The following is a 13583-nucleotide window of genomic DNA, read 5'->3' on the forward strand; positions in this document are numbered from 1 at the left end:
CTTCGCTGTTGAAAAGCGCCTCCGGCCTTCGCCGGAATGACGAAGTAGGAAGGGATATCGCTAAAACAAAACTCTTACCCCAACCATCTCTCGAAGGAAGCCGGAGAAAAACGAGATCAAAGCTCAGCCTGCTCCCCCAACATCCTCCTCACCTCCCTCAACGACACCGTCTCCCAAACCGCTACCACCACCAACACCCCCGTAGTCAGCGCCCCCAACCACAACACCGGCAACAAAAACGCCGGCGCCACCAAAAACACCAGCAACCCCAGCCCCACCAGATGCGACAACGGAAAGTTGATGCGATTGACCGTCATCTTGAACAACGCATTGCCGAGCAAATACAGCGCTGGCCCACCCACCAACACCGCCATGCTCGCCAGATCCCCGCGCGCATGTGGATGACCGAGGCTCAACTCGTCGCCCACCGCGCTCACCACAATGCCCGCGACGATCAGCAGGTGCAGATAGGTGTAACCCAGCCGCGCAGTACGCCCCGGATCGGTGGCGTGGCGGATCGAATGGCTGCCACGCTCGGCGCCCAGGTCGAAGTAAATCCACCACATCGCCACGCAACCTAGAAATGCCGACGCGAACGCGAATACAGAGTCCGCCTGCCGCATGCTCTCCGCAAAGGTGGACCCGGTCACCACCACGGATTCACCCAGCGCGATGATCACGAACAGACTGCAGCGCTCCGCCATATGGCCACCCTCGACATCCCATTCGGACGTACTCGAACGCCCCAGTCCCGGCACAAAAAAATAAGCGGCGGGTCCGAGATATTCGATGGCAAGTGCCGCCGCCCATAGGGCGAATCGCGCGTCACCCTCTTGCGTGCCACCGAGTAACCACAGCACACCGGCAGTGGAAAGCCACACGGCAATGCGGATGATGTTGCGCCGGTTCGCCGCGGGCGCATCGCGCCCCATCGCCCACAGCATGAACAACGTGCGCCCCACCTGCATGGCGACATAGGCACCGGCGAACAGCAAACCGTGTTCACCGAAGGCTTGCGGTAACGACGTCGACAACAGCAGGCCGGCGAAGGTCAACGCCAGCAGCATCACCCGGACCGCGAGCCGCTCGGGATCCAGCCAGTTGGTGATCCAACTGGTGAATACCCACACCCACCACACCGCCAGGAACAGCAGCAACACCTGGATTGCCCCCGCCAGATTCAGCCCATGCAGCAGCGTGTGCGAAAGCTGGGTGATCGCGTAGACGAACACCAGATCGAAGAACAGCTCGATATTGGTGACCTTGCCGTGCCCGCCAGCCACGCGTGCGCGAAGCAGACTACCGGCCGGTGTCGTCGGTGTAGATGGATGCTGCGACATGGAAGACCTCCCCAGGAACCGGCACTTTTATCGCATGGCGCACGACGGGCCGCCACGGGTTACCGATTCCATGTCTAGCCGCCGTCGTCGATGCGACTGACCTTGCCATCGGTCAGGGTGATCATGACGGTCCGGCCGCCGCGCCGATATTGCCAGCGCTCACCGCCGGTATCCGCTCGCGCCGCCTGCCCCTTGGACTTGCTGCGGGCCGACTTGCCACTGGCCGGCTTGCTGCCACGCGCCTTATGCAAAGGCTTGCCAAGCAATTCCACCACCCGCGCCGCACTGTCTCCGCTGCTCAACACTTTGCTGCCTACCCGCAGCGTATCGCTCGCATGAGCCATTGCAGCCCATACGAATAAACCCATTACCCAGCCTTTGCGCATGAAGATTCCCGTTGACCGCGGCTCAACCGCCTGCCGGAAACCATAGCGATGCAGGCTGGCGCGACGGCATCCCCGCCGCGCCAGCCAAAGCTGTAAGGATTGGCCGACACGCTTAGCGCGCGCGGTCCTCGATCGAACCCACCTTGCCGTGGATCACAGTGATGGTCACGACATGGCCATCATCACGCTGATACTGCCAGCGCTCACCGACATACGCGCCCTTATCGTTCTCGATCGGCTCCTTGAAACCAGGCGTGCCCAGTAGCTGCACGGCGCGCGAAACGCTGTCACCAACCACCAGTACCTGACTGCCGATGCGCAACGTGCCGGAGGCATGAGCGGCAACACTGACCGACAACAGCACAAACAACAGAGAACGACGCATGGTGGATCTCCTTTCCTGGGGTGGGGGACGGTGAAGCTAGAAGCCCGCGCCGGGCTGCGCAAGATAACTTTCCTCATCTTGCGTCGAGCGGCGACCGAGTACGGCGTTGCGATGGGGGAAGCGCCCGAAGCGGTCAATCACTGCCTGATGACGACGCGCGTAGTCCAGATAGTTGGCATAGCGCGCTTCGTCCGGCACCTGCGCGCAAAGACCGCCGAACAAGTCGACGCAGTGCTGTTGCAAAGCTGGATCTTCGGCATGTTCCAGCGGCAGATAGGCAAACGCGCGCCATAGCGGTGGCAACGCTGCATCGTAGCCACGAGTGATACCGGCTATGGCCAGCGCCTGCGCGTGCAAATCGCTGGCGAAGGCGCGCGGATCATTGCGATAAAGATTGCGGCTGAATTGATCCAGCAGGATCAGCAGGGCCAGCCAGCCTTCAGGCGTTTCGGCCCAGGCGTCGAGTTCACCGCATGACGCCCGGCCCTGCAAGGCACCAAAGCGTTCGCGGATTTCTGCATCGAAAGCGTCGTCGCGCTCGAACCAGCGCGGCTCGTTGGCGGGGTCGAACCAGAAATCCAGCACATCCTTGGCCGTAGGCATGGCTGGCTCTTTAACCGTGAGTGGTTCCGGCAAGGCAATGCATGTCTTTGTGCATGCCGTAGAGACGGCTCAACTGGCTACCGGGCACACTGCCGGCTTCGCGTAGCGCGCGCTGCATGCGCCGCTCGAAGCTATGCAGCAGATCGCATTCGTTGCGGGCTAGCCACTGCACCCAGGCAGTATCGCGATGCGCGGAGAAGCGCGTGGAAAGATCCGCCATTACGTTGCGCAGCTTGCCCGTCACCGTGCCGTGCTGCGCTGGCGCGCCACCGTCGGCGCGCACCAGACCCTGTAGGTCGTCGATCAACGAGTCCAGCGTCTGCAGGTTTTCGAACAGCAACATCTGCAGGGCCGGGTCGCGGACCTGGGCCATCGCCCGCCGATGCAGGCCACGGTCGTCAATACCGCGACGGATCAGGGCGTTATAGAGCGGGCGATTAAGAGAGGACACGGCGACCGCCTCCGGGCGGTTCGAGGGGTGGGGTTCGAACTGTTGCTATCCTCGGGCCCGCCCGCTTAGCCGGACATTAATTTGTCATTAGCCGCGCCTGCGCGCTCAGCCGCCGTTGCTACTGACCGATCCGCAACAAGTTCAAAGGCTGGCCATTGCTCCCACGCACCCCTTGCTGCAGCTCGGCCAGGCGCTGGATAGAGGGGCACAGGGCCTGGATTTGCGGACGCAGGGCCTGCATCCGGCGCTCCAGCCGTGGCCGTAGCTGGGTAGCCAGATCGGAGGCACGGTCGCGCAAGCTGGCAGCCGCCTGCAGATCGCCGCTCACCGCCGCCTGTACGGCCTGCTGCCCCAGATCCCCAGCCAGCAGGGGCAGCAGATCGCTGGCGATCTGGTTGGCGTATTGATCGGCCATGTCGCCCTGCCAGTCATGCGTGCTATTGCTGGCGGCGATGCGCTGCTTCAACTCGGCGACGCGGGAAGCCAGACGCTGATTCAATTCGGCCTGGGTGTCAGCCCCCAGCCCCATACCGGCCGCCTCCTCGCGCATGCCCTGCGCCAACAGATCCACACCATTCTGGGCGACACCCTTGGCGCGTGGGGCCAGCGCGCGCAATTCGCGCTCGAATAAGGCCAGGCGATCCTGATCCTCAGCACTCAGGCGCACGGCGGCGCCATCCGTGCGCAGGCCGCCGTCGTGCAACTCCACATGGAATGGCGCCGGCTGCGGACGATCGAACATCACGCTATCCGGCTTCAAGGTCAGGTCGTAGCTGCTGCTGGCCTGGCAGGTGGTCGCGAGGTCCTGGGCGTGCAGGCCTGTGGAAGCAAAAGCCAGCATCAAAACAGTCGGAAGCAGAGGGCGGCGCATGAAGCATCCTCGATAAGGAAGGCCGCAGCGATACCCCGCTGCGCGCCAACCCCCGCTGAATCCGCTTTGAGTTTGTTCCAGCTCTTACACCGGGCGCGTATGGAATTCCTTGCGCACGGCAGGCAAGCCCAGTTGCCAGGACAGCCACAACAACACCGGCACGGCGACAGCCTTGATGACCAGCACGATCTCAAAGATGCGCTTGGCGTGCTCGATCATCATCGTCGCCAGCTCGGCGAGTTGCGGCTGAGCTTGTGCCGCCTGCCTGGCCTGCTCGAACTGGCCCCATTGCGCGAGCATCAGGCCGCCGGTAGCCAGCGACCACAGAGCCAGCAGCACGGCCAGCACACGCATAGCGCGGCGCGCCCATTCCTGCTGCATGATGCAGCCGACGCACACCACGATCACAGCGAAAGCACCCACCAGGTACGGGTATTGGGCGTAACGCAGATATTGCACGCCACCGAACGCCGCCAGCAGAAGCAACAACCATAGCGCGATGCGCCACGCGGCAAATCCTCGACCGGCATGTGCCGCATCACGGCGAACCTTCAATAGCATCAGGAAGCAGCCTTCAGCGCGGCGAGATCGGCCAGCACCTGAGCGGAGTTCTTCTCCGGGTCAACGTCCTGATAGACCTTGGCCACTTTGCCCTGCGGATCGACCAGGAAGGTGGTGCGCTTGGCGTAGTGCATGCCCATCTTGGAAGTGAGCACGCCGTAGGCTTCGGACATCTTGTGCTCGGAGTCGGCCAGCAGCGGGAACGGCACTTTGTATTTGGCCGCGAATTCGGCGTGCGATTTCACGTCGTCCAGGCTCACGCCGACCACATCCGCGCCGGCCTGGCGGAGCTTGGCGATGTCATCGCGGAAGGTGCAGACCTCGGTGGTGCAGCCCGGCGTGAAATCCTTGGGATAGAAGTACAGCACCAACCAATGGCCGCGATGCTCAGCCGCAGTGTGCCATTTGCCGTTCTGGTCCTGCAGGCGAAAATCCGGCGCGGCCTGGCCTGCCTGCGGCAAGGTGCTGGGGGTGTCGGCAAATGCGGGCGCGATCATGCCAACCAGCAAGGTCAGCAGAAGGAGCAAGGCGTTGCGACGCATGACGGTACTCCGGGGTGGGGGATAACGCGCAAAGTGTACGCGCAGCAACAACAAAGGGCGCCATGCGGCGCCCTTTGCGAATCGACTTGCCTTGGCTTACGGCTTGCTGATGGTGAACTTGCCCACCGATATGCCCAGATTTATACCTTCGCCCGCACCGGCCAGCGCCAGCGAGGTAGTGCCCTTGGTCAGCACCTGTGCAGTGCCACTTTTAACGATGCCAGCTTCGGCACCCGCCTGCACGTAGTCACCGAACACATCCTGGATGCTGCGCACGTGGGTGATCTCGCCCTTGCCGTTATCGATGCGGTACTTGCCGGCGGTCAGGCCACCGCCCACCACGGTGATCTTCACCGGCGAACTCTGGCCGTTGTTACAGGTGATGGTGCCGGAACCCTCGGCGTGCTTGTACAGAATGGACCAGCCGGAGAGGTTGAACTTGAGATCGCAATCCACCTTCGACTCGGCAGCCTGCACATGTGCCGCCGGCAACATTGCCACGCTGCTGGCCATTGCCAGCACCAACGCCGCCATTGCCATAGAGCGCTTGATCATCGTCGTCTCCTTTCGCGTAGTGAGGGGTCCTGCAGCGATACATGCTAGACCGGTCTGCTGAACGAATCAGCAAGATCGCTCGGAGGCATTCAGCCTTGGTCATTGCACATGAGCGTGGCGTGGATAGAAAAGGGTGCCCGGGGTCATCCGGCATTTTTGATCATCCGCTAACAAGTTCCCGCGCAAACTGCAGCCACCCAACACATGCACTGAAGGGGGATGTCATGAGCATGCGCACCGTCTGCAGTCTCGGTTTTGTACTAACCCTAGTCAGTAGCCCCGCCGCCTTTGCACAGACCAGCCAGCCGAGCACCCAAAGCTCCACGAGCAGTGGACAAACCACGACCAAGCACACCACGACCAAGCACAAGACCACCAAACACACCGCCGTCGCCCAACCAAAGACGCGCACGGTGTGCGAGGACGTAACCGTGCAGGATCAGCCCAAGGACTCCAACCAGCTCGCCGGCATGGCGATCGGCGGTGTGGCCGGTGGCCTGCTCGGCAACCAGATCGGCAGCGGTAAGGGCCGTACGTTGGCCACCGTGGCCGGCGCGGTCGGTGGCGGTTACGCGGGCAAGAAGATCCAGGAAAACCAGCAGGCGAAGAACACTCATGTCGAGCGCCGCTGCCGCGAAGTGACTCCATGACGTTTGCGCCGGTCCAAGGAGCGTTCCATGTTCAAGTATTCCCTGGTCGGCTATGACGGCTCCGTCACTTCGCAGCGCGCATTCCGGCTCGCGATCGACTTGGCGCGCACCTGCGGTGGACGGGTGCGCGTGGTCAACGCGGTGAAGCTGATCGAAGGTGCCGCCGACACGTGTGCACTGGTGATGGCCGACTCCGGCGCCCGGCGCGCCAATGAATTGATGGCGGAACTGAAAACGATGGCGCCGGAAGCCGCCGAGCTGATCGACGTCGAAGTCGTCTCCGGCAACCCGGGCGACGTGCTACTGCAGCAAGTGCAGCGGCACGGCGTCGACCACATCGTGATCGGTCATACCGAGCGCGGCGCCTTGGCGCGCTGGCTGCTCGGCTCGGTCTCCACCGACGTGCTGGCCGGCTCGCACGTGCCGGTGACGGTGGTGCGCTAGCGCCGGCGCGCTTTCTCGTACAGACGGATATAGGCGTCCACCGATAGGGATGCCACCAGCTGTCCGAGATAGAGCAAGGGCAGATCGTCCAGCGTCTGGAAGCGCAGGCAGGATTTGCCCATATCCAGTTTCTTGCCAGCCTTGGCGAACGCATCGCGCAATGCCGCCTCCCGTACCGGATCCATGTAGACGCAAGTGAGATAGAGCGCCAGGTAATTCTTTTGCGCGGCGAGCGCGAGGTAACTCAATGGCTGCCCGTTGTAGGTGTCGGCATAGCGGGATAGCGGCACGCCATAGCCGATCATGCCCCACGCCATGGCCTCCTCGTAGACCGCCGGCAGATGCCTGAGGACCAGGCTACGCACAGCGGCCAATGCCTCGCGCCGGGCCGGGGGCAATGCGGCAAGGTAAGTTTCTACGGTGACCGCCTCGCTGCGCGCCATCCCCGCCCCCACCTGCTTGTTATGACCCTGTCCACACTATAGGTCGGCGGACGTTAATCCGCCTGGGCGGACTCGTCGTATCCTGTTGTCATAGAACAGTCATGCCAGGCCGGCGTAAGCCCCGCAACGAACCGGCCCATGCCCCGCACAGGAACCCCCGCGTGAGCTACAACACCCCGTTGCCCTGGACTCTGGAAAGCCTGGACTTCGATCGGATCGAACTCGAGCGCATCCGCCACAACGAAGACCTGTTTTTTTTACTGTGCAGCTCCTCCTTCGTCGAGAGTGGCTCCGATCTCTACACGCATAATCTGGTCGACCACTTCGCCGGCGACGAGGCTCTGCAGACCTGGCTCAGCCAGCACTGGGAGCAGGAGGAACTGCAACACGGCCACGCCCTCGCCGCCTACGTAAGGAAGGTATGGCCGGAATTCGACTGGGAGCGCGGCTTCCAGGCGTTCTGGCAGGAATACGGTGCGGTGTGCACCAGCGACCAGTTGGAAACCAGCCGCGGACTAGAACTGGCCGCGCGCTGCGTGGTGGAAACCGGCACCGCCAGCCTGTACCGCGCGCTCAACGACATCACTGACGAGCCCGTGCTGAAGCAGCTCACCAATCACATCAAGAGCGATGAAGTGCGCCACTACAAGCACTTCTACCAGCACTTCCGCCTATATCGCGAACGGGAAGGCTTCGGCCGCTACAAGGTGTTCCGCACCATCCTCAAGCGCGTGAACGAGATCAAGAGCGAAGACAGCGATATCGCGCTGCGCCACGTGTTCAACCAGTGCTACCCGCAGCACAAGGAGAACCAGGCCGAGTTCCGGCGTATCACCGGCCGCGCGCAGGCGCTGCTCCGTCGCAATATCCCGGCCGAGATGACGGTGAAGATGCTGCTCAAGCCACTGGATTTGCCGCCGCGCGTGCAGAACATGGTGGAAAAGCCGCTGGCCCGCATCGCGGAGCGGCTGTTCCTCAATTGAACTGATGGCCGCGCCGTGCGAGCACGGCTACGGCTGTTCCGTCTCTAGTTGCCGACGACGTTCGTCCGATGCCGTTTCAGGCCAGTGATACCAGTCCTCGTGCAGCGAGAACTGTTTGCAGGTCAGGCACACCGTGATTTCCCAACGATAGCTGCAGCCGGGACAGACGCCGCCGGTCCAGAACGTATTCCACTGCGTGCCGCAGCCTCCCATGCGGGGCGCGCACAGCCACCGGCTACTGCCTGCCGGACGCCAAGTGCACAGCGGGCAGTAGATTTCCGGCTCGCTCATGTCTCTGACATCAGTTCTTCGCGGGCTCTTTCGGACGCTCGGCGGCTTCGATCTTGCGCTGCTCGTGCTCCACCGCTTTCAGCTTGGCCACATCCACCGGGCGAATCTGCGCGATGGTGCAAGGGAAGGTACGGCCTGTCAGCACCTTGTCGAAATTGATCGACACCTCGTGCAAATTGGAGGTGAGGCCGATGGCGTTGGTGAACTCCAGATCCGGACACGGTCCGGATACGGTCAGCAACCAGGCTTCGTTCGGCCGTGTATAGACGGCCAACTGACTGTCGCCCAGCGGCTCCCACGAATAAAGATCGAAGAAGCGGAAGTTGCGCACTGGCTCGCCGGCCGCCGCTGCATAGGCAGCCTGGCGATTACTCATGCGTTGCGCATAAGGCACGCTCGAGCAGGCAACCAGCGATGCGGCCAGCATCGCACCGATCAACAAACGTTTGGCGGACATAAGACAACCTCCATGTGGGGACTATCGTAAGAACGCTCGACGACCCGATCGGTTCACGCCCTTGTGAGCGGGCGTTTATTTCTTCTTGCTTTTGCCGACGCTTTGCCACTTCGCCGGATCGAACCCGCCGACCTCATACACCAGTGTCAGCTTCTTCTCGCCATCCTGCATGGTGACGTCGATGGCGATCTTCTTCGCCTTCTCCAGCATCGCGATAAAAGCCTTGTCGTCGCGGATCATCAGCGCCGGCTCGCCGGTGCTCGGCGCGAACGCCTTAATGCCGGTCTCCTTGCCGTCCACCACCGTATGCAAGGTGCAATTGGCCTTGCACACAAAGCCGTGGGCACCGCCGCTGTAGAGGAAGGCGTTCTGCCCCCACTCGGTATGCCGGCGCAGTACGAGGCGCACGCGATCGTTGCCGGAGGGCTGGCTGCTGTAGATGGTAGCGGTGGACTGTGTGCCGCCCTGCATCGGCGACACCTGATACAGCCACAAGCCCTGCAAACGATTCTTCTCGCTAGTTTCCTTCCAGCGCTTTTCAATCTCGGGCAGGCTCTGCTGCACTTCCTTGGCGGCTGCGCTATCGGGATAGCGGCTGACGACGTCCTTGCCCATGGTGACGGCCATTTCGTCGTTGTTGATACGAAGCAGCTGATGGTAGGTATCCAGCTTCTTCGCCGCCTCGTCGGCCTGGGCCTGGGCGGACGCCTGGGCTGCTGGGGCCTGGTCGCCAGACTGCGAACAGCCGGCAAGGACGAGAGCGACCCCCAGGACAGTAACGGCGGAGCGGAAGCGCGGCAGGTTCATCAGCGAAGTCCGGTGACGGGAAGGTACCTAGAGTGGAACGGGTGGCCAGGATGGTGCAACCGACAAGTGCCTCCTGTAGGAGCCCACCCTGTGGGCGACCAGGCGTCGGCACTTCGTAGGCTCGCGCACAGGGTGTGCTCCTACAAAAGCAAAGCTGCCCGTTATGGCGTCGGCATCGCCTCACCGAAGCGCTCGCGCAATTGCGCCCGATAGCGGCGGCTGCAGGGAATCCTGGCGCCATCGCGCAGCGACAAGCGGGCATCGCCGGTATCCAGCGGCTCGATCTCGGCCAGGTAGTCGAGGTTGACCATGTAGCTGCGGTGCACCCGCACGAAGCGCGACGGATCCACGCGATCCTCGATCCCCGCCATGGTGGTGCGCAGCGGATAGTCGCGGCCGCGGACATGCAGGTTCACGTAGTTGCCGGACGCCTGCAGCCACTCGATCTCGCGCGCGTTGATCAGAAACTCTTTGCCGAGTTTGCGTACCAGGAAACGCTCCGGCCGCTCCAGCGGCTCCACCGGCGGGCCGTCGTCCGGGGCGACCAGCAGGCGGGCCTCGCCTTGCAGGCGCATCAGCCACAGGTGGTACAAGGTGACGGTGGCGATGACCGAAAGATAGGTCCGCACATCCTTGAGATATTCATAGCCCCAGGTGGGCAACCACGGACCGAAGTCGTAGCGCCCGCCCTGGCTGGCATAGACAAGTGTGCGCAAGGCCACCATCCCAGCCACGTGGATCAGGCTGTACGGCACGCTGGCCAGCAGGTGGATGGGAAGGCTGCGCCGCCACGTATCGAAGCGGATCGGCCAGCGCCTTTCGATGGCGATCACCGCTGGCACCAGGGCGAGCATCACCAGCGCACTACTCCACTCCCATACCCAGGGCTCCCAGGCGGCCACCTTGGGATGGTCGATCTGCGAGACCACGCTATTGAACGTCGCATTCAAGACGTACACGGCCACCCAGAAGCCCACCTCGAAGGTGCGCCGCCAGGGCTGGAAGGACTCGTAGCTGAAGCCGGGCCGGTTCGTCATGCGCGGATTCTACGCACAGGGCCGACCCGTGCCGTCCCTATTCGTCCCATCTATCCACCGCTTGTCCCAACCACATCGCGATCAGTCACTTAGCGGGCGACTCGCCGAAAGCCGGGGCTCAGCATCGGATGCACTTTCCCGATGGAGTCCCGTCATGAACCGCCGCCACGACATCGACGCGCTACGCGCGCTGGCCTTCGGCCTATTGATCCTCTACCACGCCGCCATGCTCTATGTGGCACCGGTGTCGGACTGGGGCTTTCATCTCAAGAGCACTCACCTGGCCGAATGGCTGCAGTACCCGATGCTGTTCCTCAACCGTTGGCGCATGGAGCTGCTGTTCCTGATCTCCGGCCTGGCCGTGCATTTCCTGCGAGGCAAGACCGGCCTGCCCGGGCTGGCCTGGAAGCGCACGGTGCGCCTGCTGCTGCCGCTGGTGTTCGGCATGCTGGTGGTGATCCCGATCCAGCCCTACGTGCAGGGGCTCGCCGAGCACGGCATCGAATCGGGCTTCCTGGCCTTCCTACCGCACTACTGGACGCACGGCTACCGCGACTACGGGCTGACCTGGAACCACCTGTGGTACCTGCCCTATCTGTGGCTGTACACCATGGGCCTGCTGGCGCTGCTGCCGGTGTTTGAATCGGCGCCGGGGAAGCGCTTCTGCGCGTCTATGCGCCAATTGCGGGGAACCCCTCTGTTGCTGCTGCCAGCTTTGCCGCTTTTCGTGATCGGCTTCGTGCTGCGCCATCGCTTCCCGGAAACCCACGCCCTGGTCGGCGACTGGTATGCGCATGCGCTGTATGCCACCTGCTTTCTCTATGGCTACCTGCTCGGCACCGACACTGGGCTGTGGAGCGAACTGGCGCGTCTGCGCCGTTTCTCGCTGACGCTGGCACTGAGCTGCTTCGCGCTCTATCTGTTCCTCGACAAATTCGGCCCTGACCTGCTCGGCGGCAAGCCACCGACGCTCGCCCAAGCCTTGATCGCCAAGGCAACGATCGACGGCCTGCGCTATTTGTACTGCTGGACGGCCATCGCCGCGGTGCTGGGCTGGGGCCATGCCCTGCTCAACCGGCCATTCCGCTGGCTGCCCTATGCCCGCGAGGCGGTGTACCCCTGGTACGTGCTGCATCAGAGCCTGCTGTTGCTGGTCGCGTGGTGGATCATGCAGATGCATCTCGGACCGGTGATGGAACCGCTGCTGGTTGTGTTCGGCACGATAGGCGGTTGCGCGTTGCTGCACGAATGCGTCATTCGCCGCACGCGCTGGCTGCGGCCGCTATTCGGACTGGATGCCAGCCCGAACCACCGCGGCACATCGCAGGCCCTTCTGCGCCCGGCCGACGACATCGCCTGAGGAAGGTTTTGCCGAGCCCGGAGGCGAGCCTGATAATGCGCGCTCGCCTCCGGGAAACCTCATGTCGTCCCCATCCCCTGTCACGACGGATTCGCTGTTCCAACATCCCGCCTTCGTCCAGTTCTGGTTCGCGCGCATCGCTTCCAGTTTCGGCTTCCAAATGCTTTCCGTCGCGGTGGGCTGGCAGATCTACGAGATCACCGGCCGCGCTTTCGATCTGGGCCTGATCGGCCTGGTGCAGTTCATTCCCTCAGTGCTGCTGGCCCTGCCCGCCGGACACGTGGCCGATCAGTTCGAACGGCGGCGCATCGTGTTGCTGGGGCAGATCGTTGAGCTGCTGGCCATCGTCGTGCTGGCGGCGCTCAGCCTGATGCACGCGGTGCATGAAGCCGGCATCCTGATCCTGGTGTTCGCCATCGGCGTGGCAAAGGCGTTCGAATTCCCCGCCATGCAATCCATGCTGCCGGCCCTGGTGCCGCCGCCGATGCTGGCGCGTGCGATGGCGGTAAACGGCTCCGCCGGTCAGGCGGCGATGATCATGGGGCCAGCACTCGGCGGCCTGCTCTATATCGCTGGTCCCGGCACGGTGTATGTGGTCTCGGGCGTGCTGTACCTCATCGCGGCCACGCTGATGAGCCGCCTGCGCTACGAACAGGCGCCGCCGCGGCGCGAACCAGCCACATTGAAAACGCTGTTCGCTGGCGTGCATTTCATCCGCCAGCGGCCGGACGTGCTTGGCGTGATCTCGCTGGATCTGTTCGCGGTGCTGCTGGGCGGCGCCACTGCGTTACTGCCGATCTTCGCCAAGGACGTGCTGCACACCGGGCCCTGGGGCCTGGGCTTGTTGCGCGCGGCGCCGGCCGTGGGCGCGCTGCTGATGTCGTTCTGGCTCGCGCGACACAACCTGGAGCGTCGCGTAGGGACAATCATGTTCGCCTCGGTGGCCGGCTTCGGTCTCGCCACGCTGGTGTTCGCGGTGTCGAGCACGCTGTGGCTGTCGCTTGCCGCGCTGTTCGCACTCGGCGCCTTCGACATGGTGAGCATGGTGATCCGCGGCGCGCTGGTGCAGCTGGATACGCCGGACGATATGCGCGGCCGCGTGAGTGCGGTGAACGCGATCTTCATCAATACCTCCAACCAGCTCGGCGAGTTCGAATCTGGTCTGCTCGCCGCGTGGATCGGTGCGATCAACGCTACGTTGCTGGGTGGCATCGGTACACTAGTGGTCGTTGGCCTGTGGATGTGGATGTTCCCCACGTTGCGTCGTCGCCAACGCCTGCATGCGGAGCCCAGCGAATTGTCGGAACCGGCGGCCGATACGCTGTGACCTTGGAGCCTGTCCAACTTTTCTAAGTAGGAAGCCGCGAGCCAAGTACCTACCCCTCCCCAACCCTCCCCTGCACGCAGGGGAGGGAGC

Annotated in this window: 19 protein-coding genes; 5 read left to right on the forward strand and 14 right to left on the reverse strand. The window is 63.1% G+C overall.

The window, feature by feature from the left end; genetic code table 11:
- Window positions 1–116: 116 nt before the first annotated feature.
- The 9 genes from BM338_RS03155 to BM338_RS03195 all read right to left on the reverse strand — a co-directional run bounded on the left by BM338_RS03155 (window position 117) and on the right by BM338_RS03195 (window position 5694).
- Window positions 117–1340 (reverse strand): low temperature requirement protein A, encoded by a 1224-nt coding sequence (locus tag BM338_RS03155; protein ID WP_090449343.1) that lies wholly within the window; start codon window positions 1338–1340, stop codon window positions 117–119.
- A gap of 74 nt (window positions 1341–1414) precedes the next feature.
- Window positions 1415–1726 carry a DUF2845 domain-containing protein gene (locus BM338_RS03160; RefSeq protein ID WP_090449345.1) on the reverse strand — a complete coding sequence of 104 codons (312 nt, stop codon included), beginning with the start codon at window positions 1724–1726 and terminating at the stop codon, window positions 1415–1417.
- Between the two features lie 112 nt (window positions 1727–1838).
- Window positions 1839–2111, reverse strand: a complete 273-nt coding sequence (locus tag BM338_RS03165; protein ID WP_090449346.1) for a DUF2845 domain-containing protein — start codon at window positions 2109–2111, stop codon at window positions 1839–1841.
- A 36-nt stretch (window positions 2112–2147) separates the two neighbouring features.
- A complete protein-coding gene (locus BM338_RS03170; protein ID WP_090449348.1) occupies window positions 2148–2714 on the reverse strand; it encodes a DUF924 family protein in 567 nt (188 codons plus the stop codon).
- A gap of 10 nt (window positions 2715–2724) precedes the next feature.
- Window positions 2725–3165, reverse strand: a complete 441-nt coding sequence (locus BM338_RS03175) for a PA2169 family four-helix-bundle protein (RefSeq protein WP_090449350.1) — start codon at window positions 3163–3165, stop codon at window positions 2725–2727.
- A gap of 118 nt (window positions 3166–3283) precedes the next feature.
- A complete protein-coding gene (locus BM338_RS03180) occupies window positions 3284–4036 on the reverse strand; it encodes a DUF2884 family protein (RefSeq protein WP_090449352.1) in 753 nt (250 codons plus the stop codon).
- A gap of 84 nt (window positions 4037–4120) precedes the next feature.
- Window positions 4121–4597, reverse strand: a complete 477-nt coding sequence (locus BM338_RS03185; RefSeq protein WP_090449353.1) for a hypothetical protein — start codon at window positions 4595–4597, stop codon at window positions 4121–4123.
- Window positions 4597–5139, reverse strand: a complete 543-nt coding sequence (locus tag BM338_RS03190; protein ID WP_090449355.1) for a peroxiredoxin — start codon at window positions 5137–5139, stop codon at window positions 4597–4599. Before BM338_RS03190 ends, BM338_RS03185 begins: the two co-directional genes overlap by 1 nt.
- A 96-nt stretch (window positions 5140–5235) precedes the next feature.
- The gene (locus BM338_RS03195; protein ID WP_090449357.1) at window positions 5236–5694 is read right to left on the reverse strand and encodes a hypothetical protein; all 459 of its coding nucleotides are present in this window, start codon (window positions 5692–5694) and stop codon (window positions 5236–5238) included.
- A 224-nt stretch (window positions 5695–5918) separates the two neighbouring features.
- Here BM338_RS03195 and BM338_RS21850 point away from each other — a divergent pair, with 224 nt between their 5' ends.
- Window positions 5919–6344 carry a glycine zipper 2TM domain-containing protein gene (locus BM338_RS21850; RefSeq protein ID WP_304529038.1) on the forward strand — a complete coding sequence of 142 codons (426 nt, stop codon included), beginning with the start codon at window positions 5919–5921 and terminating at the stop codon, window positions 6342–6344.
- A 27-nt stretch (window positions 6345–6371) separates the two neighbouring features.
- A complete protein-coding gene (locus tag BM338_RS03205) occupies window positions 6372–6788 on the forward strand; it encodes a universal stress protein (protein WP_090449359.1) in 417 nt (138 codons plus the stop codon).
- Here BM338_RS03205 and BM338_RS03210 read toward each other — a convergent pair.
- Window positions 6785–7231, reverse strand: a complete 447-nt coding sequence (locus BM338_RS03210; RefSeq protein ID WP_090449361.1) for a DUF1801 domain-containing protein — start codon at window positions 7229–7231, stop codon at window positions 6785–6787. The two genes, BM338_RS03205 and BM338_RS03210, sit on opposite strands and share 4 nt — an antisense overlap.
- Window positions 7232–7392: 161 nt before the next feature.
- Here BM338_RS03210 and BM338_RS03215 point away from each other — a divergent pair, with 161 nt between their 5' ends.
- A complete protein-coding gene (locus BM338_RS03215; RefSeq protein WP_090449363.1) occupies window positions 7393–8214 on the forward strand; it encodes a ferritin-like domain-containing protein in 822 nt (273 codons plus the stop codon).
- A gap of 27 nt (window positions 8215–8241) precedes the next feature.
- Here BM338_RS03215 and BM338_RS03220 read toward each other — a convergent pair whose 3' ends face one another.
- The 4 genes from BM338_RS03220 to BM338_RS03235 all read right to left on the reverse strand — a co-directional run bounded on the left by BM338_RS03220 (window position 8242) and on the right by BM338_RS03235 (window position 10806).
- Window positions 8242–8505 (reverse strand): hypothetical protein, encoded by a 264-nt coding sequence (locus tag BM338_RS03220; RefSeq protein WP_090449364.1) that lies wholly within the window; start codon window positions 8503–8505, stop codon window positions 8242–8244.
- A gap of 10 nt (window positions 8506–8515) precedes the next feature.
- Window positions 8516–8962 carry a DUF6491 family protein gene (locus BM338_RS03225; protein ID WP_090449366.1) on the reverse strand — a complete coding sequence of 149 codons (447 nt, stop codon included), beginning with the start codon at window positions 8960–8962 and terminating at the stop codon, window positions 8516–8518.
- A gap of 75 nt (window positions 8963–9037) precedes the next feature.
- A complete protein-coding gene (locus tag BM338_RS03230; protein WP_090449368.1) occupies window positions 9038–9769 on the reverse strand; it encodes a hypothetical protein in 732 nt (243 codons plus the stop codon).
- Window positions 9770–9930: 161 nt separating this feature from the next.
- Window positions 9931–10806 carry a LytTR family DNA-binding domain-containing protein gene (locus BM338_RS03235; RefSeq protein WP_090449370.1) on the reverse strand — a complete coding sequence of 292 codons (876 nt, stop codon included), beginning with the start codon at window positions 10804–10806 and terminating at the stop codon, window positions 9931–9933.
- Window positions 10807–10960: 154 nt separating this feature from the next.
- Between BM338_RS03235 and BM338_RS03240 the strand changes: the two genes are divergently transcribed.
- Window positions 10961–12166, forward strand: coding sequence for an acyltransferase family protein (locus BM338_RS03240; RefSeq protein ID WP_090449372.1), 1206 nt, complete (start codon window positions 10961–10963; stop codon window positions 12164–12166).
- Window positions 12167–12227: 61 nt separating this feature from the next.
- Window positions 12228–13493, forward strand: a complete 1266-nt coding sequence (locus tag BM338_RS03245) for an MFS transporter (protein WP_090449374.1) — start codon at window positions 12228–12230, stop codon at window positions 13491–13493.
- Window positions 13494–13583 lie beyond the last annotated feature (90 nt).

Origin of the sequence: Dyella sp. OK004 (assembly GCF_900114495.1) — a bacterium.
Lineage (GTDB): Bacteria > Pseudomonadota > Gammaproteobacteria > Xanthomonadales > Rhodanobacteraceae > Dyella_D.

Excerpts from the sequence above, each read along its gene's own strand:
- BM338_RS03195 (WP_090449357.1), bottom strand. The coding sequence starts at position 5,694 with ATGATCAAGCGCTCTATGGCAATGGCGGCGTTGGTGCTGGCAATGGCC.
- BM338_RS03190 (WP_090449355.1), bottom strand. The coding sequence starts at position 5,139 with ATGCGTCGCAACGCCTTGCTCCTTCTGCTGACCTTGCTGGTTGGCATG.
- BM338_RS03205 (WP_090449359.1), top strand. The coding sequence starts at position 6,372 with ATGTTCAAGTATTCCCTGGTCGGCTATGACGGCTCCGTCACTTCGCAG.
- BM338_RS03160 (WP_090449345.1), bottom strand. The coding sequence starts at position 1,726 with ATGCGCAAAGGCTGGGTAATGGGTTTATTCGTATGGGCTGCAATGGCT.
- BM338_RS03210 (WP_090449361.1), bottom strand. The coding sequence starts at position 7,231 with ATGGCGCGCAGCGAGGCGGTCACCGTAGAAACTTACCTTGCCGCATTG.
- BM338_RS03245 (WP_090449374.1), top strand. The coding sequence starts at position 12,228 with ATGTCGTCCCCATCCCCTGTCACGACGGATTCGCTGTTCCAACATCCC.
- BM338_RS03240 (WP_090449372.1), top strand. The coding sequence starts at position 10,961 with ATGAACCGCCGCCACGACATCGACGCGCTACGCGCGCTGGCCTTCGGC.
- BM338_RS03235 (WP_090449370.1), bottom strand. The coding sequence starts at position 10,806 with ATGACGAACCGGCCCGGCTTCAGCTACGAGTCCTTCCAGCCCTGGCGG.
- BM338_RS03170 (WP_090449348.1), bottom strand. The coding sequence starts at position 2,714 with ATGCCTACGGCCAAGGATGTGCTGGATTTCTGGTTCGACCCCGCCAAC.
- BM338_RS03225 (WP_090449366.1), bottom strand. The coding sequence starts at position 8,962 with ATGTCCGCCAAACGTTTGTTGATCGGTGCGATGCTGGCCGCATCGCTG.
- BM338_RS03230 (WP_090449368.1), bottom strand. The coding sequence starts at position 9,769 with ATGAACCTGCCGCGCTTCCGCTCCGCCGTTACTGTCCTGGGGGTCGCT.
- BM338_RS03165 (WP_090449346.1), bottom strand. The coding sequence starts at position 2,111 with ATGCGTCGTTCTCTGTTGTTTGTGCTGTTGTCGGTCAGTGTTGCCGCT.
- BM338_RS03185 (WP_090449353.1), bottom strand. The coding sequence starts at position 4,597 with ATGCTATTGAAGGTTCGCCGTGATGCGGCACATGCCGGTCGAGGATTT.
- BM338_RS21850 (WP_304529038.1), top strand. The coding sequence starts at position 5,919 with ATGAGCATGCGCACCGTCTGCAGTCTCGGTTTTGTACTAACCCTAGTC.
- BM338_RS03220 (WP_090449364.1), bottom strand. The coding sequence starts at position 8,505 with ATGAGCGAGCCGGAAATCTACTGCCCGCTGTGCACTTGGCGTCCGGCA.
- BM338_RS03155 (WP_090449343.1), bottom strand. The coding sequence starts at position 1,340 with ATGTCGCAGCATCCATCTACACCGACGACACCGGCCGGTAGTCTGCTT.
- BM338_RS03180 (WP_090449352.1), bottom strand. The coding sequence starts at position 4,036 with ATGCGCCGCCCTCTGCTTCCGACTGTTTTGATGCTGGCTTTTGCTTCC.